The organism is Empedobacter sp. UBA3475, assembly GCF_002378465.1.
GTDB lineage: Bacteria > Bacteroidota > Bacteroidia > Flavobacteriales > Weeksellaceae > Empedobacter > Empedobacter falsenii_B.
Genome location: NZ_DFRA01000063.1, coordinates 1 through 22,063 on the forward strand (window position 1 = coordinate 1; position 22,063 = coordinate 22,063).

22 protein-coding genes and 6 tRNA genes are annotated in these 22,063 nt (G+C 31.3%); 16 read left to right on the plus strand and 12 right to left on the minus strand.

Annotation, left to right across the window (positions count from 1 at the left end; translation table 11 throughout):
- Positions 1-245 precede the first annotated feature (245 nt).
- The 4 genes from B3I31_RS12780 to rlmH are packed head-to-tail and all read right to left on the minus strand — an operon-like array spanning position 246 to position 3,044.
- Positions 246-1,166, minus strand: a complete 921-nt coding sequence (locus B3I31_RS12780; RefSeq protein WP_219034751.1) for a ribonuclease Z — start codon at positions 1,164-1,166, stop codon at positions 246-248.
- Positions 1,163-1,744 carry an RdgB/HAM1 family non-canonical purine NTP pyrophosphatase gene (rdgB, locus tag B3I31_RS12785; RefSeq protein ID WP_219034752.1) on the minus strand — a complete coding sequence of 194 codons (582 nt, stop codon included), beginning with the start codon at positions 1,742-1,744 and terminating at the stop codon, positions 1,163-1,165. Before rdgB ends, B3I31_RS12780 begins: the two co-directional genes overlap by 4 nt.
- On the minus strand, positions 1,745-2,578 hold the full coding sequence (locus B3I31_RS12790) for a CPBP family intramembrane glutamic endopeptidase (protein ID WP_219034753.1): 834 nt from the start codon (positions 2,576-2,578) through the stop codon (positions 1,745-1,747).
- Positions 2,571-3,044 (minus strand): 23S rRNA (pseudouridine(1915)-N(3))-methyltransferase RlmH, encoded by a 474-nt coding sequence (rlmH, locus tag B3I31_RS12795; protein ID WP_115001348.1) that lies wholly within the window; start codon positions 3,042-3,044, stop codon positions 2,571-2,573. Before rlmH ends, B3I31_RS12790 begins: the two co-directional genes overlap by 8 nt.
- Positions 3,045-3,070: 26 nt before the next feature.
- Here rlmH and B3I31_RS12800 point away from each other — a divergent pair, with 26 nt between their 5' ends.
- The gene (locus B3I31_RS12800) at positions 3,071-4,042 is read left to right on the plus strand and encodes a YihY/virulence factor BrkB family protein (RefSeq protein ID WP_219034754.1); all 972 of its coding nucleotides are present in this window, start codon (positions 3,071-3,073) and stop codon (positions 4,040-4,042) included.
- Here the strand turns inward: B3I31_RS12800 and B3I31_RS12805 are convergent.
- Positions 4,039-4,914 (minus strand): ion transporter, encoded by an 876-nt coding sequence (locus B3I31_RS12805; RefSeq protein ID WP_286495960.1) that lies wholly within the window; start codon positions 4,912-4,914, stop codon positions 4,039-4,041. The genes B3I31_RS12800 and B3I31_RS12805 overlap by 4 nt on opposite strands.
- A gap of 45 nt (positions 4,915-4,959) precedes the next feature.
- On the opposite strand from B3I31_RS12805, the gene B3I31_RS12810 reads away from it, so the two are divergent.
- The 3 genes from B3I31_RS12810 to B3I31_RS12820 all read left to right on the plus strand — a co-directional run bounded on the left by B3I31_RS12810 (position 4,960) and on the right by B3I31_RS12820 (position 7,789).
- Entirely contained in the window at positions 4,960-5,850 is an 891-nt protein-coding gene (locus B3I31_RS12810; RefSeq protein ID WP_221856027.1) for a TIGR01777 family oxidoreductase, read from the plus strand.
- Positions 5,851-5,920: 70 nt separating this feature from the next.
- Complete coding sequence (locus B3I31_RS12815; protein ID WP_125348827.1) at positions 5,921-6,676, plus strand: DUF3857 domain-containing protein; 756 nt, start codon at positions 5,921-5,923, stop codon at positions 6,674-6,676.
- A gap of 6 nt (positions 6,677-6,682) precedes the next feature.
- Positions 6,683-7,789, plus strand: coding sequence for a hypothetical protein (locus B3I31_RS12820; RefSeq protein WP_219034758.1), 1,107 nt, complete (start codon positions 6,683-6,685; stop codon positions 7,787-7,789).
- A gap of 42 nt (positions 7,790-7,831) precedes the next feature.
- Here the strand turns inward: B3I31_RS12820 and B3I31_RS12825 are convergent, their stop codons facing one another.
- The 3 genes from B3I31_RS12825 to B3I31_RS12835 form a co-directional block, all read right to left on the minus strand.
- Positions 7,832-8,815, minus strand: a complete 984-nt coding sequence (locus tag B3I31_RS12825; protein WP_286495957.1) for an acyl transferase — start codon at positions 8,813-8,815, stop codon at positions 7,832-7,834.
- A 208-nt stretch (positions 8,816-9,023) separates the two neighbouring features.
- Positions 9,024-9,413: a hypothetical protein gene (locus B3I31_RS12830; protein ID WP_115001331.1), complete on the minus strand. Its 390-nt coding sequence runs from the start codon at positions 9,411-9,413 to the stop codon at positions 9,024-9,026.
- A 29-nt stretch (positions 9,414-9,442) separates the two neighbouring features.
- Positions 9,443-11,089, minus strand: a complete 1,647-nt coding sequence (locus B3I31_RS12835; RefSeq protein ID WP_291088131.1) for a Na/Pi cotransporter family protein — start codon at positions 11,087-11,089, stop codon at positions 9,443-9,445.
- 277 nt (positions 11,090-11,366) lie between these two features.
- Here B3I31_RS12835 and B3I31_RS12840 point away from each other — a divergent pair.
- The 5 genes from B3I31_RS12840 (at position 11,367) to B3I31_RS12860 (ending at position 11,850) form a co-directional block, all read left to right on the plus strand.
- Positions 11,367-11,440: transfer RNA gene (locus tag B3I31_RS12840), tRNA-Thr, on the plus strand.
- Positions 11,441-11,457: 17 nt separating this feature from the next.
- Positions 11,458-11,538 (plus strand) — tRNA-Tyr (locus tag B3I31_RS12845).
- 7 nt (positions 11,539-11,545) lie between these two features.
- Positions 11,546-11,622 (plus strand) — tRNA-Thr (locus B3I31_RS12850).
- A gap of 41 nt (positions 11,623-11,663) precedes the next feature.
- Positions 11,664-11,737: transfer RNA gene (locus B3I31_RS12855), tRNA-Thr, on the plus strand.
- A gap of 32 nt (positions 11,738-11,769) precedes the next feature.
- Positions 11,770-11,850, plus strand: a tRNA-Tyr gene (locus B3I31_RS12860).
- Positions 11,851-11,949: 99 nt separating this feature from the next.
- On the opposite strand, the gene B3I31_RS12865 is transcribed toward B3I31_RS12860, so the two are convergent.
- On the minus strand, positions 11,950-12,708 hold the full coding sequence (locus tag B3I31_RS12865) for a 5'-methylthioadenosine/adenosylhomocysteine nucleosidase (RefSeq protein ID WP_280063251.1): 759 nt from the start codon (positions 12,706-12,708) through the stop codon (positions 11,950-11,952).
- 218 nt (positions 12,709-12,926) lie between these two features.
- On the opposite strand from B3I31_RS12865, the gene B3I31_RS12870 reads away from it, so the two are divergent.
- The 3 genes from B3I31_RS12870 to B3I31_RS12880 all read left to right on the plus strand — a co-directional run bounded on the left by B3I31_RS12870 (position 12,927) and on the right by B3I31_RS12880 (position 14,825).
- Positions 12,927-13,580: a hypothetical protein gene (locus B3I31_RS12870; protein WP_291060461.1), complete on the plus strand. Its 654-nt coding sequence runs from the start codon at positions 12,927-12,929 to the stop codon at positions 13,578-13,580.
- A gap of 74 nt (positions 13,581-13,654) precedes the next feature.
- Positions 13,655-13,981, plus strand: a complete 327-nt coding sequence (locus tag B3I31_RS12875) for a DMT family transporter (protein WP_038334569.1) — start codon at positions 13,655-13,657, stop codon at positions 13,979-13,981.
- A 19-nt stretch (positions 13,982-14,000) separates the two neighbouring features.
- Positions 14,001-14,825 (plus strand): helix-turn-helix domain-containing protein, encoded by an 825-nt coding sequence (locus B3I31_RS12880; RefSeq protein WP_291060459.1) that lies wholly within the window; start codon positions 14,001-14,003, stop codon positions 14,823-14,825.
- Between the two features lie 392 nt (positions 14,826-15,217).
- Here the strand turns inward: B3I31_RS12880 and B3I31_RS12885 are convergent, their stop codons facing one another.
- The 3 genes from B3I31_RS12885 to B3I31_RS12895 are packed head-to-tail and all read right to left on the minus strand — an operon-like array spanning position 15,218 to position 18,137.
- The gene (locus B3I31_RS12885) at positions 15,218-16,570 is read right to left on the minus strand and encodes a UDP-N-acetylmuramate--L-alanine ligase (protein WP_115001321.1); all 1,353 of its coding nucleotides are present in this window, start codon (positions 16,568-16,570) and stop codon (positions 15,218-15,220) included.
- Positions 16,571-16,588: 18 nt separating this feature from the next.
- Positions 16,589-17,473 (minus strand): lysophospholipid acyltransferase family protein, encoded by an 885-nt coding sequence (locus B3I31_RS12890; protein WP_038334575.1) that lies wholly within the window; start codon positions 17,471-17,473, stop codon positions 16,589-16,591.
- 19 nt (positions 17,474-17,492) lie between these two features.
- The gene (locus tag B3I31_RS12895) at positions 17,493-18,137 is read right to left on the minus strand and encodes an NUDIX hydrolase (protein ID WP_115001319.1); all 645 of its coding nucleotides are present in this window, start codon (positions 18,135-18,137) and stop codon (positions 17,493-17,495) included.
- 225 nt (positions 18,138-18,362) lie between these two features.
- Between B3I31_RS12895 and B3I31_RS12900 the strand changes: the two genes are divergently transcribed.
- The 4 genes from B3I31_RS12900 (at position 18,363) to B3I31_RS12915 (ending at position 22,007) form a co-directional block, all read left to right on the plus strand.
- Positions 18,363-20,471, plus strand: a complete 2,109-nt coding sequence (locus B3I31_RS12900; protein ID WP_219034767.1) for a M3 family metallopeptidase — start codon at positions 18,363-18,365, stop codon at positions 20,469-20,471.
- A 95-nt stretch (positions 20,472-20,566) separates the two neighbouring features.
- Positions 20,567-21,298 (plus strand): YebC/PmpR family DNA-binding transcriptional regulator, encoded by a 732-nt coding sequence (locus B3I31_RS12905; protein ID WP_219034768.1) that lies wholly within the window; start codon positions 20,567-20,569, stop codon positions 21,296-21,298.
- 85 nt (positions 21,299-21,383) lie between these two features.
- On the plus strand, positions 21,384-21,791 hold the full coding sequence (locus B3I31_RS12910) for a hypothetical protein (RefSeq protein WP_219034769.1): 408 nt from the start codon (positions 21,384-21,386) through the stop codon (positions 21,789-21,791).
- Between the two features lie 131 nt (positions 21,792-21,922).
- Positions 21,923-22,007, plus strand: a tRNA-Ser gene (locus B3I31_RS12915).
- Positions 22,008-22,063: the final 56 nt, after the last annotated feature.

A 22,063-nucleotide genomic window follows, 5' to 3' on the forward strand; every position in this document is an offset into this window, starting at 1 on the left:
AGGATATGACGTACCCACATATAGAAATGGGTTGACAATGGATAGACGCTACCCTGGTACACATTTATCAGGAAGTAATCCATTATACACTATTCTTGCTACAGCAAATGAAGTAATTGAATATATTCCTGAACAACAAATTATTGTTTCTAAAGGAGTTTTAGTTCAAAATCCATAGGATTGAGAAACATTTGTAAAACTAAAATCCGTTCGACTATCGAACGGATTTTTTTATATTTTGATTACTAACTTTCTATTTTTATTGTTTTCAACAATTCTGGTAAAACGGTATTCGTAAATTCTTCTTGGGCTTCGATTAACAAAGGTTTATAATCGTGATAACGATTAGAAAAATGACCTAAAATTAATTTCTTTACATTGGCTTGTTTCGCAATCATTCCAGCTTCTTTTGCAGTTGTATGCCCTGTGTAAACCGCTAAATCTTTCAATTCGTGTAAAAATGTTGATTCGTGATATAACAAATCGACATCTTTTATAATTGGAACAATATCTGGTTTATATTTTGTGTCCGAACAAAACGCGTAACTCAAGGACTTTTGAGCATCAAATGTTAAATAATCATTCGGAATTATTTTTCCAGATTCTAACGTAAAATCTTTTCCATTTTTCAAATTTTGATAATCGCAGATTTCAATTTCTGGAAATTCCTCGATCGTATCCATATTCAATTTTCGAGGTTTTGGCTTTTCTCGAAAAAGATAACCATTTGTATAAACTCGGTGATTTAGCGGAATAGAATAAACTTCAACTTTATCATCTTCAAAAACTAAAACAGATTCTTTTGTATGCAATTCGTTGAAAATAATCTCGAATGAGTTATTAGATTCTGTTAAACGTAATTGTGTTGTAATAAATTCCTCAATTCCTTTCGGACCATGGATATGCAAAGGCATATCGCGACCAAGCAATTGAAGTGTAGAAATTAATCCAATCAATCCAAAAACATGATCGCCGTGCAAATGCGATATAAAAATGTGATTTATTCGGTTGAATTTTGCCTTCGCTTTTCGCAATTGTACTTGTGTTCCTTCTCCGCAATCAATCAAAAAATAGCGTTCTGCGATGTTTAATAATTGAGCGGTCGGATGCGTAAAAGCTGTTGGTAATGCTGAATTAAATCCTAATATTGTTAGTTGTAAACTCAATTTACGTTTAGATTAGTTAAAAAATCGTTTAATTTTTCGACAGCTTTTCCTCGGTGGCTAATTGCATTTTTTTCTTCAGGAGACATTTGTGCAAAAGATTTTGAAAAACCATCAGGAATAAAAATCGGATCGTAGCCAAAACCATTGTCACCCATAATTTCAGTTGCAATAGTTCCATTCACTCGTCCTTCGAAAAAATATTCCTTTCCATCCAAAATTAAACAGAAAATAGAAATAAAATACGCTTTTCGATTTGTTTTTCCTTCCAATTCTTTCAACGCTTTTGCAATATTATCTTCGTCTTTTCCTGTGCCAGCATATCGAGCAGAATATACACCAGGTGCTCCATTTAACGCTTCTATCACTAATCCAGAATCATCTGCAAAGATATTTTTCCCAGTTTTATCGAAAATAGTTTTCGCTTTTAATTGCGCATTTTCTTCGAAAGTTGTACCAGTTTCTTCAATTTCATCAAAGAAATTAATATCAGTCAATGATTTCATCGATAGGTAAGAAGGTAACATTTTTGTAACTTCTTTTACTTTATTGTTGTTATGTGTGGCAAAAATTAATTCCATTTATATTGTTTTTTGTTCTGTTTTTTTGATTAATAAATAGACAGATAAAATTCCGATAAGTGTCATTCCTCCAATTAATAAATAATCTCTTTGCGCAAAAACTTCGCCTTCCATATCGCCCTGCATTAGCATTAACGAGTACGAAAGAGTGTTGTTTAGGAAATGTAATAACATAGGTAAAAACAACGATTTTGTGCGATAATAAACTATTCCAAAAATGATTCCTAAAAGTCCAGCGCCTATAAATTGCCAAGGATTCATATGTGCACATCCAAAAATAAATCCATTGATTAAGATTGCAGTTGTAGGATTTACATTGAAATTTAGCATTCCTTTCAAGATTATTCCTCTGAAAATAATTTCTTCGAAAATTGGAGCCAAAATACAAATCATAATAAATCCAGCGATTTTGTAATCTAACATCATTTCAAAAGAAGCTTGAAAGATTTTATAGATTTCTTCTAAAGGTCCAGTTGTTGGAATTAAACTTGTTGCAACCTCGGCTAAAGGCAAAAGAAATAACCAACAAGCTATTGATAATATGAGCTGAATTGGAGTAAAAGAATGTTTGATATCTTTTAAAATTGATGCAAATTTAGTTTGTGTCAACATCAATAAAATAACAATTGCGCAAACCGTTCCTGTTAAAAATCCTAACGGTAAAAGTAAGTGATTAAGCGGTTTGTAAAAAAGTGCTGGAGCAGAAACAAGTCCGCCAGCAAACTGCATTATAATCACTGCAATTGCGCTATACAAAAGAGCTTTTCCAATACCAAAACTTAGTTTATTTTCTTGCTTAGGAACAAATTCTTCAAATGGAGAGGTGTTATTCATGATGATAAGGTTTACCCTGCAATATACTAAATCCTCGGTAAATTTGCTCAGTCAAAAATAGACGAACCATTTGATGCGTAAATGTCATATTGGATAAAGACATTTTTTTATTTCCACGATTGTAAACAGATTCGTCAAAACCATAAGGACCACCAATCACAAAGACAAGATTTTTGACAGATTGATTCATGTAATTCTGAATATCATCTGCAAATTGCTTCGAAGTAGGTTGTTTTCCTTTTTCATCCAAAATAATAACAAAATCTGTATTGATGATTTTATTCAAAATTTGCTCAGCTTCTTTTTGTTTTTGTTGAATTTCGGACAAATTTTTACGATTTTTGATGTCAGGAATTTCAATTCTTTGATAATTAATGTGCGAAGGCAATCGATTTTCATACTTTTGTAATAGCATTTCGATGGCTTTTTCGTCTGTTTTACCGATACAAATGGTCGTAATATTCATTCAAAATTATTTATTGAGACAAAAATATGCGCATTCTACAAGATTTTAAAACATATACAGGAATAAATTATTTTCGAGATTGGTCGAAAACAAAATTGATGAACAAAAATACGGGCATCACGGTATATGATTTCTTGAAAGTTTTTTGGATTCGCGTCATGAAAGGTAATTTTCCGTTGCGTTCGGCGGCAGTTTCGTGGATTTTATTTTTTAGTATGTTTCCATTTTTGCTTTTTTTGTTTAGTATTTTACCGCATTTGGTTTATTACCAAGAAATAAAAAACTTGCTATTTACACAACTTCTTCCTCAACTTTTACCTAAACATGTGAGCAATGAAGTGATTTCGTATATTGATAAAACGACGGCTGTACAAGGAAAACGTAAAGTGAATTATTTCTTGATTTTGATTACAATTTTTATGTCATCCAACGGAATACAAGGGATTATAAATGGATTTAATGTTTCGTATCAAGATGTTTATGTAAAGCGAAAAAACTCAAAATCGAGAATGATTTCGATAATTTTAACCTTGTTTTTTACAGTTTTTATTGTGTTACAAGTGTTTTTATCTTATTCGACATCAATTATTTGGAAATACTTAACCAACGTTTCATTTTTAAGTAAACTTGGACAATTTTCGTATTTAATCAACTATTTTTCGGTATTTATTTTTTATTTTGTTTCGATGTGTATGTTGTATTATTTCGGACCAAATCACAAAAAATCGCGTAGTACAGTTATTCCAGGGGCATTGTTAACTTCTGTTTTGTTCTTGTTAACTGTGATTGGTTTTAATTCGTATTTAAGTTATTTTACAAATATTGATTTGTTTTATGGATCGCTTGGATTAGTGATGATTATGATGATTTTTGTTTACATCAATGTTATTTTGATGTTAGTTGGTTATGAATTGAATATGTCAATTAATTACACCAAAAATTACGAATACGTTAATCATATTGACAATAATCGATTCATTAATTTGGATAAATTTTAAGGTTCATTTAAAAGATGCCCGCAGGTTTTGCAATAAATAGCACCATCTAGGTGGTAATCATCGCCACAATTGCGACATCTTTGCGTGTTTGTAGGAATATCTTCCTTATGTTTAGCCGCTTTATTCATTTCCATAGTTACAATACTTGTGGGAACAGCAATTACACCATAACCTATAATCATTACAACAGAAGCTAAGAATTGTCCTAAACCAGTGACAGGTGAAATATCACCATAACCTACTGTTGTTAAAGTAACAATTGCCCAATAAATACTAATTGGTATACTTGTGAAACCAGATTCGGGATGATCGTGTTCAACCATATACATAATCGAGCCAATTACAACAACAATTAATACTACAAATGATAAGAAAACGATGATTTTATCTTTACTTTCTTTCAGTCCTAACACCAACACATTTTTCCCACGAGTAAATCGAGTAAGGTTAAAAATTCTGAAAATACGTAGTAATCTTAAAATACGAATACTTGCTAGGTACTTACTTGTAGGTAAAACTAAACCAAGATAAAATGGTAAAATAGACAATAAATCAATAACTCCATAAAAACTAAAAATATATCGCCAACGATTTTTAACGCAATAGATTCTTAATAAATATTCTATAGTAAACAAAAAGGTTAAAATCCATTCTAAAGATACTAAAACTGTATGGTGTCTTGCGTTAATTGCCGGAATAGACTCCAACATAACTAAGCCAACACTCAATAAAATTAAAAGTAATAAAGAGATGTCAAAAAGTTTTCCATAAGGTGTATCAGCTTCAAAAACTATATCGAATATTTTTTGTTTTAGCTTCTTTTCTTCATCAGCTCCCATTCTTTTTAGATAAGGAAATCTACCTTTAAACATTAGTTTATATTTTTGGAATGAGCTAAATTAGGAAAAAATTTTAGTATGAATATTCTATTGACTGGTGGAAGTGGATTAATTGGTTCAGAATTAACAAAGATTTTAATTAAAAATGGACATCAAGTTCGTATTTTGACAAGAGAAAAAGAGATTGAACATCCTTTTTATCATTGGGAGAAAGATACAATTGATGAAAAAGTTTTTGAAAATTTGGATGGAATTATTCATTTGGCTGGAAGCTTAATTGCGAAAAGATGGACAAATTCTTACAAAAAAGAAATTTTTTCGAGTAGAGTTGATACAGCGAATTTACTTTTTGAGTATGTCAAAAAATTGAATATTGATTTGAAATTTTTTATCTCCGCGTCTGGAACTGCTTATTATGGACAAATTACTTCGAACAAAATTTTCAAAGAATCTGATGAACCGAATATTGATTTTTTAGGTAAAGTTTGTGTCGCATGGGAAAATGCTGCTTATCAGTTCGAAAAAATAGGTGCAAGAGTGGTTTGTCTTAGAACTTCTTTTGTTTTGTCTAAAAACGGCGAAGGTTTCAAATTATTAAAAAAACCTATTCAACTTGGTGTAGGAGCAAATCTAGGTAACGGAAAACAATGGATGCCTTGGATACATATTACAGATTTGATACAAATGTATGCGGAAGCTGTAGATAATGATAAAATAAAAGGAAGTTATAACGCATCTTCACCGCAATATATAAATCATTCGGAATTCAATCATACGCTAGCGAGAAAAATGAATAAACCTTTTTTTATTCCTAATATTCCTGCTTTTGTTATGAAATTAGCATTAGGTGAGATGAGTAGTTTAGTCCTAAATGGATCTAGAATTGACGCAACTAAAATTCAAGAAACAGGTTTCAAATTTCAATATCCTACTTTAGAAAAAGCGTTAGAAGAATTGATAGAAAAGTAACGAAAATTTTATTTAGATTATTCTTTATGTATTGTTGTGTATTGTACTTTTGCAGGAATTACAAATTGAAATGAAATTAAAAATTACTTTACTCTTTTTATTTATTGCATTATATACAAATGCGCAATCGAAAGATTTAAAATTCGGAAAAATTTCGGAGCAAGAAATTAACTTAACTCAAGTTCCTTTCGAGAAAAATGCAGATGCTGTTATTCTTTCGGAAGAAGGAAAAATGGATTTAACTTCGTCTAATTATTATTTGACTGTAAAACGAAGAATCAAAATACTGACTGATAAAGGACTTGATGAAGCAAATATACAACTGAATTATTACAGCAAGAATAGAAATGAATCTATAAGCGGAATTAAGGGAGGTACAATTAATATTGTAAATGGAGTAGAGCAAATGACTCCGATTGATGAAAAAGAGATTTTTGATGTTTCTTTAAATGAATTGTATGCTGCAAAACGTTTTACTTTTCCAAATGTAAAAGTTGGTTCTATTATCGAATATACTTATATCAAAAGTAGCGAACACAATTTTTCTATTGATGCGTGGAATTTTCAACATGATATACCAACGCTTTCGAGCAAGTTTCGATTAAATAATCAGGCTTATGGTACATATTCGATTATTACAATTGGTGATGGTTTGAATACAAAGTATAAAGGTAAATCTAGTTCAACGGAATGGTTATTACATAATATCCAAAGTTATAATCAATTAAAATACGTTTATAATCCTGAAGATCAAAGTGAACGAATTAAAATTCAGGCAGCTAATTATCATACAGATGGAGCAAAGAAAACTACGATGAGCGCGTAGATAGATTTGATTCAAGATATAAATGCACAATATGATTTGTATCGAAATCCTTCTGCAATCAGAGATGTTGCGCAAAATATTCCGAATGGAAAAGATGAGGTAGAAACTTTGAAAAATGTGATTGAATATATTGATTCAAATGTAAAATGGAATAGATTTTATGGAATTATTCCAACGCGTTCGAACAAAACTTTATTGAAAGAAAAGTCTGGTTCTACGGCAGATATGAATCTTTTATTGAATGAAATTTTAACAGCTAAAGGTTTCGAAACTTCGATGGTTATGTTTAGTAGTCGTCATCATGGACAAATTTTGTTTTCTTATCCAATTGTCAATCAATTCAATTCTGTTTTAACAGTTGTGAAATTAAATAATGGTGCTTCAAATATTATCTTAGATGCTTCAAAATTAAATAAAGAACAAATCGAATTTGGACCTTTAGATGTGTTTAATTATCATGGAATTGTCATCAAAAAAGGTGAAGCTTCGTTTGTAAAGTTGAATCAAAAATTGTCTTATTACGAATCATCATTAAAGTATGATTTTATGAGTAATGGAAATTTAATTCTTTATCGTAAAGACAAATTCAATGATTATTTTTATGATGATGCTGCAGACGAAGAAAATGTTTTGAATAGATATTTGACTGAATCTTTAGATGTGCGTTTAGACGAAGAAATTAATGATAAAACGGTTTTTGATACTGATTCTTACGTTAAAAATTATAAAGCAAAAGCTGTAATTCCGAATGCTCCATTTTATACATTTATAAATCCTTTGCGCGAATTTCTAAAACAATATACTTTTGAAGATAAAAATCGTCAGCGCAAAATAGAATTTAATTATCCTTATTTGTTTAATATTCAGGTGAAATCTAAAATTCCAGATGGTTACGAAGTGATAATTGATGAAAAATACAAAGCACATCACAAAACTGAGCTTGGTTTAGAGTATTATCAGGAAGCAAAAGTGAAAGATGGACAATTGATACTAGCAATTCAATTTTTATTGCCAGAAGGTGTTTATGAAGCGGATAAATACAATGAATTGAAACAATTTTTTGAGAAAATAAAAACAGAATCTCTGAAAGAAGTTTTAATGAAAAAGAAATAAATAAAATCCCGCACTGAATTTTTCAGTGCGGAATTTTATTTATTATTCAATCACCATCAAATTACAACCTCGCACATCCGAATGATCGAAACGTCCTAAGATTTCAAATTGATTGTGAGTTATTTTTTTACCTAAATCATCAGTTGCAATAAAACTAATCGAATTGTAATTTGCCAAATCAATCACATTCACGCCACCTGTTTTTCCCTCTTCAACATATTGGAAAGGATCTTCGGTTTCTCTGATCAAAATTCGCATCCAATTTGGCGATTTAAACGTCAAATCTCCTCGAGAATAACCTTGCGAAAGCAATTCCGTCATTCCATATTCCGAATGAATTTCATTTGTTCCGAAACCATTTTTCAAAATTGAATGCAATTCTTCGCGCGTAATTTCTTTCTTGCGACCTTTCATTCCGCCAGTTTCCATCACAATTGTGTGCTGCAAATTCATTTTATAATTTTCGACAAAATCTAATAAAGCAAATGAAACACCAATCAAAATTGCTTTCTTGCCCGTTTTTTCGTGCGCAATAAGATTTTCGTACAATTCATCGTGATTATACAAATAGAAACCACTTTTATCGCTACCAGATTTCTCAATCCAATACTCCACCATATCAATCAAAGACGAACCTGTACGCTCCAAATACGAAGGCAAAAGCGCGAAAATAGTATAATCGGGAAGTGGACCATAAAATTGTTCGAAACATTTTTCTAAACTGTAATGATACAATGCCAAATCCGTTACCAAATGTTTACTTGTCGCCATTCCAGTTGTTCCCGAACTTGTAAAAACCTTTTCCACTTCACGATTTCCCGAAATCAATTTAAATTTCTTAAAAAACTGAATCGGTAAAAAAGGAATTTCGTTGGTGTGTTTTACAGTAGAATAATCAACGTTCAAGAAATTTAAGAAGTTTTTGTACACCTCATTTTCTTGCGCTTGATAACGGAAAACTTCCAATGCAACGTTTTGGAAATCTTCTTCGGATTGAATAGAAAAAATTTGCTTTGAATCAAACATTTTGCAAAATTACAAAATAGAGTAGAAGTGAGCGAAGTAATTATATTATTTTATAAATAAAACCGTCAATTCGAGTGAAATTCGTTTAGAATTTTGTGTCGAGAATAAGGTTTTAGAAGATAAAATTCATCTTAATTCTCGATACAATTTTTAGAAATATATTTCTAAAAATCACTCGAATTGACGAATTTTAATTCAAGACAAGTTATTATTTAAAATATTCATCAAAATGATGTTTGAATAAAGTTGACATCGTTTCAGATTCTAAACCATATAAAGTAATTTCAAATTCAAATACGTCATCAGAAATTTCAATTCCAGAAATAGAACTTCCCCAACTTTTTAATTCTTCTTTAAAATCATTATAATAAATTCTAAGATTTGGAATAATCGCTGTGTCTATCAATCTTTCTTTTTCAGAATCATAATTTATATGGATGTTATTTGCTAAACAATAATTTTTGAATAATAAATAAGGAGATTCAATATCTATAAAATTTATTTTGCCATAAACAACTCCCATCGGAACATCTGCAAATTCAAATTCTGTAGTTCCAATAATTTGTTCTTCAAGCTTTATTGTAAATGTAGTAGCCATGCAATAAATTTCTTTAAACTTACAAAAATCTACTGATTTTTTAGCTTAACAATTGTTGCATTGGCTTTGTAAAGATGATCGCCAAGAATTTCGTAATTCTGAATTAGATCTTTGTAGAAAAGCGCACTTGTAGTCAAAAGTTTCTCTTTTTCGATCGTCTTCATTAAATTTGCTTCGGCTTCTTTGTAAATTGTATTAATCGTTTTTTCGATAAACTCCGCTTGTTTGATAGAAACTTCTTCTTGTGTTTCGTTCAAATTTTGATTTAGAATACGCGTTGTTTGATCCAAATTATTTTGAAATTCGACCAAATACGTTCTCATTTTTGGTGTAAAATAACTATTTGTCATTCTACGACGACGATGAATAGAAGAAATCTTAATCGCAATATCGCCCACACTTTCCAGATGATGACAAAGTGTAATTAGTTGATGAATCGCAATTGTATTTTCGTTTGGTAAATCTAAATCAGCAATTTCATTCAAAAATTCATTGACTTCTCTCTCCAATTGATCACCTTCTTTTTCCAGTTCCAAAATTCGTTCACGAAAAACCAAAATCTTTTCTTCATCACTTTCAGTAATCATTCGCCCAAGCGTATAAATCGTTTGTTTCGTTGTAGAAGCGAGTTTCAGAAGTTTTTTGTTGGCTTCATTTTTATATAGGTCAGAATTTGTTCCGAATGGAATTGCATAAAATTCTAATTTATTGTCTGCTGATTTTACAGAGAAATATTTTTTCTGACAATAGAAAGCTATTTTATTGATAAAAGGCGTAAACAAAATGACCCCGACGAAATTACTAATAGTATCAAAAGTAATCAGTTGAACAGTGATATTTGATGAAATTGTTGTTCCAATAAATTTTAAAACAAAATTTGCAATCAACATAAAAATCAACGCAATTACAATATTGAAAAATGTATGAAATGCTGCGACAACTTTCGTGTATTTATCTCCAATTGCGGCAACTAAATGCGCTGTAAAAGTTGTTCCTATATTTGCTCCCAAAACAATCATTGCAGCTAATTCGATAGGTAAACCTTTGCTCGCTAATAAAATTGCAATCGTAATTGATGCTGATGAAAAGTGGACTAAAACCGTTAGTAATATTCCAAATAGAATAAATAACAAATTAGTCAAAAAACCATAATGCGATAATTGCTGAAAGAATTCTTGTAACTTCTGATGACTTTCGATAGAAGGTAAAAAAGTTTTCAGGAAATAAAGCGAAAGAAAAAGTAAGGAAAGCGAAAATAAAATTCCACCTACTTTTCTTTGGTTACGTTTTTTCGATAAATAAAATGGAAAAGCCACCAGTATAAGAGGCAATGCAATTTGTACCAAATCGAATTTCATTCCGAAATAGACCAACCACAATGTAAGCGTAGTTCCGATATTTGCGCCTAATATTAAGCCAAATGCTTTTCGCAAATTAATCAATCCAGCATTTACAAATCCCAATATAAACACACTCGCAGCCGAGGAAGATTGTATAGCTGTTGTAAAAAAAGTACCTGTAACAATTGTCGATAAATTGTTTTTGGTTAATTTGTTTAGAGTGCGTTTAAAATTCGATCCAGATAACGCTTGTAAATTTTCGCTTAATAGTTTTATCGCAAAAATGAACAAAGCAATTGCTCCGAAAAGTTGCAAAATTTGTATGATAAGATGCATTAATGATTAATTGACTACAAAAATAGGGACTCTAATGTAAATAGAATATTATCTTTTTTACTTTTATTGAAAAAAAGTTTAATCTTTTTTTGAATTCTAAAATTCTGATTTTCAAAATTGAAGTAAATTTTTAGAAAAAACTTCTACTTTTTTTTGAAAAAACATTTGCGAGATTCGAAAAACTGCCCTAATATTGCACCACGAAAAAGGAACAATACTTCTTTCGAGAAATGAATATCCTGTTTTCAATTTGAAATATACAAATAATAATATTTTTGCCGATGTAGCTCAGCTGGCTAGAGCAGCTGATTTGTAATCAGCAGGTCGTGGGTTCGAGTCCCTCTATCGGCTCAGCAAAAATATAGGTCGGGGAGATACTCAAGCGGCCAACGAGGACGGACTGTAAATCCGTTGGGTAACCTTCGCAGGTTCGAATCCTGCTCTCCCCACTAAAAAGCCGATGTAGCTCAGCTGGCTAGAGCAGCTGATTTGTAATCAGCAGGTCGTGGGTTCGAGTCCCTCTATCGGCTCCAAAAAAGTTTATATTTTACTTTTAAAACAAAAATAAAAAATCGCCGATGTAGCTCAGCTGGCTAGAGCAGCTGATTTGTAATCAGCAGGTCGTGGGTTCGAGTCCCTCTATCGGCTCTTCTTTTTTGAAGAATACTTTATTATTAGGCGGGGAGATACTCAAGCGGCCAACGAGGACGGACTGTAAATCCGTTGGGTAACCTTCGCAGGTTCGAATCCTGCTCTCCCCACAATCCATTTTAAATATTTGGAAAAGCAAATCATCAAATCTTTTGATGATTTTTTTATTAATGTGAGCATCAAAAAAAAAGCCCTTTTTAAAGGACTTTTTACTTGATGATGTTCTTAATAATCTCTATTGAATATACATTCGAAATTTTTTCTATAAAACTATTAAAATCTAATGTAGAATGATCGTCGGCATCGTCTGATATTGTTCTGATGATGATAAAAGGAATATCAAATTCATAACAAACTTGTGCTACAGCAGCGCCTTCCATTTCGACACAAAGCATTTCGGGTAAGTTTTGTTGTAATTTTTCTTTCTGAGAATTTGTCGAGAAAAATAAATCTCCAGAACCAATTAAGCCAACATGTAGTTGAGGTTGATGAATATTAAATTTATCCAAATCTTTTTCAGAAATCACATTATGCAAATGTTGTTCTTCTAAAATTTCTAAAATAGCTGTTGTCGCAACTTCTAATTGAGAAGAATCAGCCTCAAAATAAGCCTTTCCTAACATTGGGATTTCATATGCAGGAAAAAGAGGTTGTGCATTCATATCATGTTGAATCAAACTTTGTCCTAACACAATATCTCCAATTTTTACATCAGCATGAATTCCACCTGCAACACCTGTAAAAATCAATTCAGAAACTTTGAATTCAAGGATTAAAGTTGTAACTGTAGCAGAGGCAGCAACTTTACCAACACGAGAATAAACGACCACAACTTTTTGATTGTTTAATTCTCCAGTAAAATAACTTCTTCGACCAATTTTATGTTCTTGCTTGTTTGTTAATAAATTGACTACACCGTTTATTTCTTGCGGTATAGCACCCATTATTCCTATTATTCTTTCGCTCATCTTTTCAATTTGAAAGCGAAGTTACCAATTTATTTTCTGTATTTGTAAACCGAACAATAAATCTCATAAATTAAGATAAATGGCAAACAAATGATAATCAAACATGTATTTAGAAGATTTTTTATCATGTTACAAAAGTAGAGTTTTTTCAGAATATGTTAAAAATCAATTGTGAATTAGTCTTGGCTTGTTGTACTTTTGTAGCATAAAAGTTTGAAATGAAAAAATTATCTATAGCGATTATATGCTGTGCATCAGTAATGCTGATGAATTGTACGAATAAAACAGAAGAAAAACCAGTAGAACAACCTGCTAAAACTGCTGTTACAGTGGAAGAGCCAACGGAAATTGTAGAAGGTGTGATTAGAAAATCAGGAGTTGAGTGGACGGCTTATAAAACGACAGAAAAAGTGGCTGTTTCAGGACGTTTTGATGTTGTTTTGGTGAAAGATGCAAAAGAAGATGGAAAAACGCCTCAAGAAGTTTTAGAAGGTGCAAATATTATTGCGACAGTTGCTACATTAAATTCAGATCAAATTGATCGTGATCAAAAATTGAAAGATATTTTGTTCGGAAATATGATCAATACAAGCGAAATCAAAGGTCAATTACATTTCAGAGATGGTAAAACTTTCTTGAATTTAACGTTGAATAATGCTTCTAAAGAATATGAAGTAAAATCGACGTTTGAGAACAATGTTTTTACAATTGAAACGGATGTTGATTTGATGGATTTTAACACAGGAAAAGCGATGGAAGCTCTTAATCAGGCTTGTTTCGAATTACACAAAGGTGCAGATGGCGTTTCTAAAACATGGAGCGAAGTACACATCAAAGGTCAAGTAGAATTTAGTGATAGTTTCGGTAAATAATTCAAAAAATAAATAATTAATTTTAAGGCTACAATTTTTTGTAGTCTTAATTTTTATAAATAAATCAGTAAAAAATGAATTGGGTAATTTTACTAATCGCAGGATTGTGCGAAGTCGGTTTCGCATCATGTCTTGGAAAAGCAAAAGAAGCAACCGGAAATGATACGTATTTATGGTATGGTGGTTTTTTATTTTTCTTAACGGTGAGCATGGTTTTGTTGGTAAAAGCAACGCAAACATTACCAATCGGAACGGCTTATGCAGTTTGGACGGGAATTGGAGCGGTCGGAACAGTTTTGGTCGGAATTTTTATTTTTAAAGAACCTGCAAGTTTTTGGCGTGTATTCTTTTTAACGACTTTAATCTGCTCAATCATTGGATTAAAATTTGTTTCAAATTAACTAAAAATTGTGTTGATTTATGGAGAATTTTAATGTTTTTGATCAAGAGGAATTTATTCAACAAACTGTCGAGAATAAACGTTTGAAAAAAGATTTGATTCAAACGATTTTTATTCAGCATGGTTATTTAATTATTTCTCAAAATGACCAAGAAATTAAACTTAAACAACACGATGTTTTCTTCCCAGAACCTAACAAATCCTATCAAATAATTTCAAAATCATCTGATTTAGAATTATTGAGTTTAGTCTTAACCAAAAAGATTTTAGATACGTCGATTATCGATTTGAGTGGTTATGAATACAACCAATTTTTTGGTGAAGGTAGAATCAATAATTATCATTTCAATGAAATAGAATTTTCTGCTTTAATCGAACTTTTATTGCAATTGAAGTTGCGTTTGCAAGAGAAATTGACCAAATTCGTACGCTATTTACAGTTCAATTTATTTTATGCGATTGTTTACACAACGTTTAGCGAACTTTCGAAACAACAAACAATTATTGTAAGAAAAGGAACGCGAAAAGATGATATTGTAAAGCGTTTTTTGAATGATTTAAATAAGAGTTATACAGAAAACAGAGATGCAAAATATTATGCAGATAAATTGAATATTACAGTACGATATTTAACTGAATGTTGCAAATCAATAACAGGTAGAACGACAAAAGAATTAATCAGTTCTGTTGTGATTCGTGAATCGAAAGTATTGTTGAGTGAAACAACTAAAACAATCTCTGAAATTTCGAATGAGTTAAACTTTTCTGACCAATATTCATTCGGAAATTTTTTCAAAAAACATCTAAAAATTAGTCCAACTCAATTTAGAAAAAGTTTACAATAACTTCCGTTTTGGACATCTTTAGGCTACTTTTCAAACTTTTTTTTATCTCGATTTTTATCATCTTTGTTACTATCAAAAGGGTCACTATAATTTTATAGTAAAACAGAGGTGTTTTTTGATGGCGAAAGCTAACAAAAGTGAGTAGAGTATTACTAAAAGTTTATATCACCTCTGTTTTTTCTAAAATAATGTTTTTAAAATTAATAGTTCCGAAAAAGTTTAAAATAGTTCTAAGTTTACTGATATTTGAAAAGAAGTAATCCAAAAACCTAAAATGATTATTTTGACCATTTGACAAAAAACAAAAAGAGAACCTAAAAAATTAAGTTCTCTTTTTCTATATTTTATAGATATTTAAGTGGAAAATCACCTTTTATTGAAAGGTGATTTTTTTATGCTTTAAATAATTCATTCAAGTTTACTCCACCGAAGTTTCCTGAACTCATCATCAAAAATACTTTATCTTTTTTATCTAAACTTTCGATATAATCTTGCAATTGTTCACCATTTGTAAATACCAAAATAGAATCATCTCCAAAGGCTTTTTTGATATCTTCTGGAGAAATCATTTCCATACGTTTTATTTCTAATGCTTCTGGGCTATACATTACAATTTTGATATCAGTTTTGTCTAAAGCACCTTTGTATTGCACCAAAAACTCAGGATTCAAAGACGAATAGGTGTGGATTTCTAAACATCCTACAACTGTTTTATCTGTATATTGTTCTTTTACTGCATTCGTAACTGAAGTTACTTTACTTGGCGCATGGGCAAAATCTTTATACGCAACAAAATCAGAAGTACGATTAATTAATTCCAAACGTTTAGATGCTCCTTTGAATGATTGAATTGCTTCGTTGAAATCATCATCCATTACACCTAATTGTTTACAAATTGCACGAGCACCTTCTAAATTCATCAAGTTATGATTACCAAAGACTTCTAACGGAATTGGTCCATCTTCTGTTTCGATAAAAGTGATTCCATTTTCGATAAAATGTTCTGGTAAATGATAAGGGAATTTCTTGATTGCTTTCTCCGTTTCTTCTACCACTTTAACAACTTCTTCGTCTGTTTCGTTGTAAATTAAAGCACCTCCATTCACGATAGATTCTACGAATTTTGAGAATTGAGAAGTGTAATCTGCAAACGTTGGAAAAACATTGATATGATCCCAAGCAATACCTGAAATCAACGCAATATTTGGTTGATACAACAAGAATTTTGAACGACGATCTAAGGCAGATGATAAATATTCATCACCTTCCATAATCATAAATTCGTTGTCTTCTGTCAATTTTACCATCACATCAAAACCATCCAATTGCGCACCAACCATATAATCAACATCGATATTATGATAATGCAAAACGTGAAGAATCATTGATGTAATTGTCGTTTTTCCATGCGAACCACCAATTACAACACGCGTTTTATCTTTTGATTGTTCGTACAAATATTCTGGATATGAATAGATTTTTAAACCTAATTCTTGAGCACGTAACATTTCAGGATTATCAGCGTGAGCATGCATTCCCAAAATCACAGCATCTAAATCTGTTGTAATTTTTTCTGGAAACCAACCCATTTCTTCTGGTAAAATTCTACGTTGGTCCAAACGTGTTTTCGAAGGTTCGAAAATTGCGTCGTCAGAACCTGTTACTTGATATCCTTTTTCGTGCAAAGCAATCGCCAAATTGTGCATTGCACTTCCACCAATTGCAATAAAATGAACTTTTTTCATTTTGTATGTTGTATTCTTTTAGTCTTTTTTATTTTCTTCGTCGTAGCCCATTTCTTCGAAATCATCAAACTCTTCGTCGTCTTCATTCAAATAATCATCCAATGATTTTTCACTATTTTCAGCAAGAATTTCGTCCATTGGTCGAACTTTATTAAATTCTGGTGCTTGCTCAATTGCATTCATAATTTTTTTCATGATTGCATCACTCGAATCATTTTCATAATCGATTTCCAAAGGCTCTTTGAATGTCATTGTCGCATTAATTCCACGTTTTTTAATACGCAAACCTTTTTTATCAAAAGCTCTACGAAAACCATCAATTACAACTGGAATTACAATTGGTTTATTTTTCTTGATTAAATGTGCAGTTCCACGACGACCAGGTGCAAACGCAGTTGTAGTCCCTTGCGGAAATGTTACTACCCAACCACTTTGCAACGCAATATCAATATTGTTAATTTCGCTTAAATCTACTTTTCTATTTACATTTTCTCCTTTTGCACGCCACGTTCTTTTTACGGTAACCGCTCCTGTGTAGGCGAATAATTTCGTCAAAAGATTATCTTTCATTGTTTCTTCAGCGGCAACGTAATAAAAGTCAATCTTAGGATTAAGTAAATAAATTGGATTTTTGATGGTATCAATAAAACCATTTTTTACACTACAAAATACATGATACATCGCGAAAACATCAGCAAAATAAGTTTGATGATTCGAAACGAATAATACATTTTGAGCTGGCAAATGAACCAAGTTTTTTGTACCGCTAACTTTTAATTTATTAAAACCATTGTAACGGTTATAAGTAAATGATCCTAATAAGAAAATTAACGTCCTTTTTAGGAAATATAAATGTCCAAATGAATCGCGAAATGCGTTCTTTTTCTTTGCTTTTTGAGACACGAGTTCTTAATTGTTTAAGTTACAAATTTAATACGATTTTTAGATAATCTTTAAATTCTTCTAAAATCATTGCCGTTGCGCCCCAAAGAAATTCATCATCACCAATGTTATAACCAGGAATTTCGACAACTTGACCAGAAAATTCTCTCTCAAAAACTTCGTAATCAGCATTCAAAAAAGCTTCCAAATTTAATGGAACAACGTATTGTACTTCGCGCTCATCTGGATTGAAATGTGGTTCTCCATGATAAATTCCGATGTAAGGATAAACCAAGAAATTACTTGGCGGAATATACATTTCGCTCAATTGTCTTACAATCTCAATGTTTTCGTACTCTACACCAAGTTCTTCCATAGTTTCGCGAATAGCAGTTTCGTCAAAACTAATATCTTGTTCTTCAAATTGTCCACCTGGCAAAGAAAACTGATGCGAATGCGCTCCTTCGTAAGAAACACGCATGGTTACTGGGAATTCAACTTCTCCATCTTCGTTTTGATACAATAAAATCATCACAGACGCACTTCTAGGATTGGTACGTTTTACATATTCTAAATCAAATTTTTGACGATATGGAGGTGAAAGCTTTTGGTGTGATTCCCAACTTGGCAATTCTTCAACACTTTCAGCTAATAAATATTTTAATTCTTCTAAATCTAAATACAAAATGGATTGATTTTTAGGGTAATAAAAAAGAGTGAAATTTTTCCTCACTCTTTTTCAAAGATAATTATTTTCGTTGAAGAAAATTCAACCTTTTCGGTAAGGTTTATTAATTATTTAACTTTTAAGATTTAGCTTAAATATTTCCCATTGTTTGAATGAAAAATTGAATATTTTTGAAATTTAACATTATAAGTTTTAACTTCGTTAGGTCTAAAAATTATAAAAATGTTTAATAAAAAACTTTTTTACGGAATGATGGTTGGATCGTCAATCCTAACCACTTCTTGTAGCGAAAAGTCAACAAATAGTATGTGGAACGATAAAAATCCTTTTTTTGAAGTGAGCACTTTGCCTTATCAAACTGCTGATTTTTCGAAAATTAAAAACGAAGATTTCAAACCTGCTTTGTTGCAAGGAATGACTGAACAATTAGTCGAAATCAATAAAATTGCGAATAATTCTGAAGCACCAACTTTCGAAAATACATTAGTTGAGATGGAAAAATCGGGTCAATTATTAACACGAGTTAATCATGTTTTTGGATTATTGACTGGAGCAAATACAAACGAAACGTTGCAAGCAGTTGAGGAGGAAATGTCGCCTAAATTTGCGGCTCATAGCGATGCCATTTATTTGAATGATAAATTATTTCAACGTGTAAAAACTTTACATGACAATAAAAAATCATTGAATTTAGATAAAGAGTCATCTCGTTTGTTAGATGTATATTATCAACGATTTGAATTGGCTGGCGCAAATTTATCTGCTGCACAAAAAGATGAATTGAAAAAATTGAATGGAGAAATCGCTTCTTTAGAAACTAAATTCTCCAATCAATTATTAAAAGGAACAAAATCTGGTGGCGTTACTTTTACGAAAGAAGAATTAGCTGGTTTGAGTGATGCTGATTTAGAGGCTTTCAAACAAGCTGATGGTACATATTTAATCAGTTTATTGAATACAACGCAACAACCTGAATTACAAAATATGACCAATGCAGTTTCAAGAAAAAAATTATTTGATGCAGCTTGGATTAGAACAGAGAAAAAAGACGAAAATGATACACGTTATACAATTTTAACTTTGGTTAAAAAACGTGCGGAGAAAGCTAAATTATTAGGTTTTGCAAATTATGCAGAATGGAATTTGCAAGATCAAATGGCGCAAAATCCTACAGCAGCAAAAGGAATTTTAAATCAAATGATTCCGGCAGCAACTGCAATGGCACAAAAAGATGCAAAAGAATTTGAAGCCTTAGCGAAGAAAGAAAATCCAGCAAATACATTAACAGCTGCGGATTGGAACTATTATGCGGAGAAAGTTCGTAAAGAGAAATATGATATCGACGAAAATGAAATGAAACCTTATTTCGTTTTAGATTCAGTTGTAGAGAATGGAATTTTCTTTATGGCGAAAGAATTGTACGGAATTTCATTCAAAAAACGTACAGATATACCAACTTGGCATGAAGATGTAAAAGTGTACGAATTGTTTAATGAAGATGGTTCGCAATTGGGATTATTTTATACAGATTATTTCAAAAGAGATTCTAAACAAGGGGGAGCTTGGATGAGTAATATCGTGGAGCAATCGCACTTATTTGGCACAAAACCTGTTATTTATAATGTCGGAAACTACACAAAACCTGCAAATGGTCAACCTGCATTGATTTCGTATGATGATGTGGTAACAACTTTCCACGAATTTGGACATGCATTGCACGGTTTCTTTGCGAATCAAAAATATCCAACTTTATCTGGAACAAATGTTTCAAGAGATTTTGTAGAGTTTCCATCTCAATTTCACGAGCATTATGTAACGGAGCCATCTATCCTAAAAAATTATGCAAAGCATTATCAAACAGGAGCTGCGATTCCTGATGTGTTGGTAGAAAAAATGAAAAAAGCATCTAACTTTAACAAAGGTTATACGTTAACAGAATTACTTTCTGCTGCGGCTTTAGATTTATCTTGGCACACTGTTTCTGTCGATAAAACAATCACAAGCGTAGACGATTTTGAGAAACAAGCCTTAATTGATAATAAAACAAATTTACCACAAGTTCCGCCTCGTTACCGTTCTTCTTATTTTAGCCATATTTTTGGTGGAGGATATGCAGCGGGATATTTTGCATATATCTGGGCAGAAATGTTAGACCATGATGCCTACGAATGGACAATAGAAAATGGAGGAATGTCACGTAAAAATGGTCAAATTTTGAGAGATAAAGTATTTTCTCAAGGGAATTCGGATGATTTGAATGTGATTTACAAAAATTTTAGAGGTAAAAATCCTTCAATTGAACCAATGTTGAAATACCACGGATTGAAATAATTATTCTAAAATATTAACAACTTAAAAATCCAAGACATAGTTCTTGGATTTTTTTCGTTTTATGAATAAATTTGCAACTATTAAAACAAGTATAAATGGGAAGAGCATTTGAATTTAGAAAAGGACGTAAATTAAAACGTTGGGCAGCAATGTCTAAAGCGTTTACTAAAATTGGGAAGGATATCGTAATGGCAGTAAAAGCAGGAGGACCTGATCCGCATTCAAATTCTCATCTTCGCGCGGTAATTCAGAATGCGAAGGCTGTAAATATGCCTAAAGATAATATCGAACGCGCAATCAAAAAAGCATCTGATAAAAATACAGAAAACTATAAGGAAGTTATTTTTGAAGGTTATGGACCTCACGGAATTGCCGTTTTAGTTGAAACTTCTACAAATAACAACAATCGTACAGTAGCTAACGTTCGTTCTTATTTCAGTAAATGTAATGGACAATTAGGAACGCAAGGTTCTGTTGAATTTATGTTTGATCATATCTGTAATTTCAAGATTCAAAAACCTGAAAATCTAGATTTAGAGGAATTAGAATTTGAAATGATTGACTTTGGAGTAGAGGAGATTTTTGAGGATGAAGATGGAATTGTATTAATTGCACCTTTTGAGAATTACGGAACAATCTTCAAATCTTTGGAAGAAAGTGGATATGAAATTATTTCATCAGAATTTGAAAGAATTCCACAAACAACAAAAGAATTAACAGAAGAACAAAAAGCTGACATCGAAAAATTGTTAGAGAAATTTGATGAAGATGAGGACGTAAATAACGTTTATCATACGATGAAAGAAGACGAAGAAGAGGAAGAATAATCTTTTTTGAAAAGAATAATATGAAAACCGTTTAATTTATTTTAAACGGTTTTTTTTATCTTTAACTATAATTGAATTTTTGAGAATGATAAAAATTTTTACTTTACTTGGTTTGATATTGCAATTTCTTGCATTTTGGATGGCTGCGCCAGAAATTCTTGGAGCTGATTGGTTAAGTAAAACCGAAGAAATGATTCGGAAAGCAATTAATCAGTTGCCACAATTAATATTAGCTGTATTAGGAATGGCGATGGGAGTGATGTTTTATCATTCGATGAGTTCTTTTTTTGTATTTGTCGTTGTTATAATGATTATAATTTTATTATTGATTTTCTATAAAAAAGTAGAAAAGCTTTTGGACGAAAAAATCTCGAAACCATTGGTCAATAAATTAATCTTGAATGAAACTTTTCGTTTTACTTTATTGAAGTTTGCCGCTTTGTTTTTTACGCTTGGTTTCCTTATTCAGATAGCTTTGGTCGTTATTGTATAATTTTTTTTAAAATATTTATTTGATACTGAATAAACTATGTTTTTGTATTAAAAAAACTTTAAATTAAGGTTTGCAAATTCGAAAAAGCGTTCTATATTTGCACTCGCAATACCGCAGTAGACTGCGTTATTGGAGAGTTGGCAGAGTGGTCGAATGCGGCAGTCTTGAAAACTGTTGAGGGTCACACCTCCGGGGGTTCGAATCCCTCACTCTCCGCTGAAAGCTTGAACATTTGTTCAAGCTTTTTTTTGTTTTATAAAATTTTAATCAAA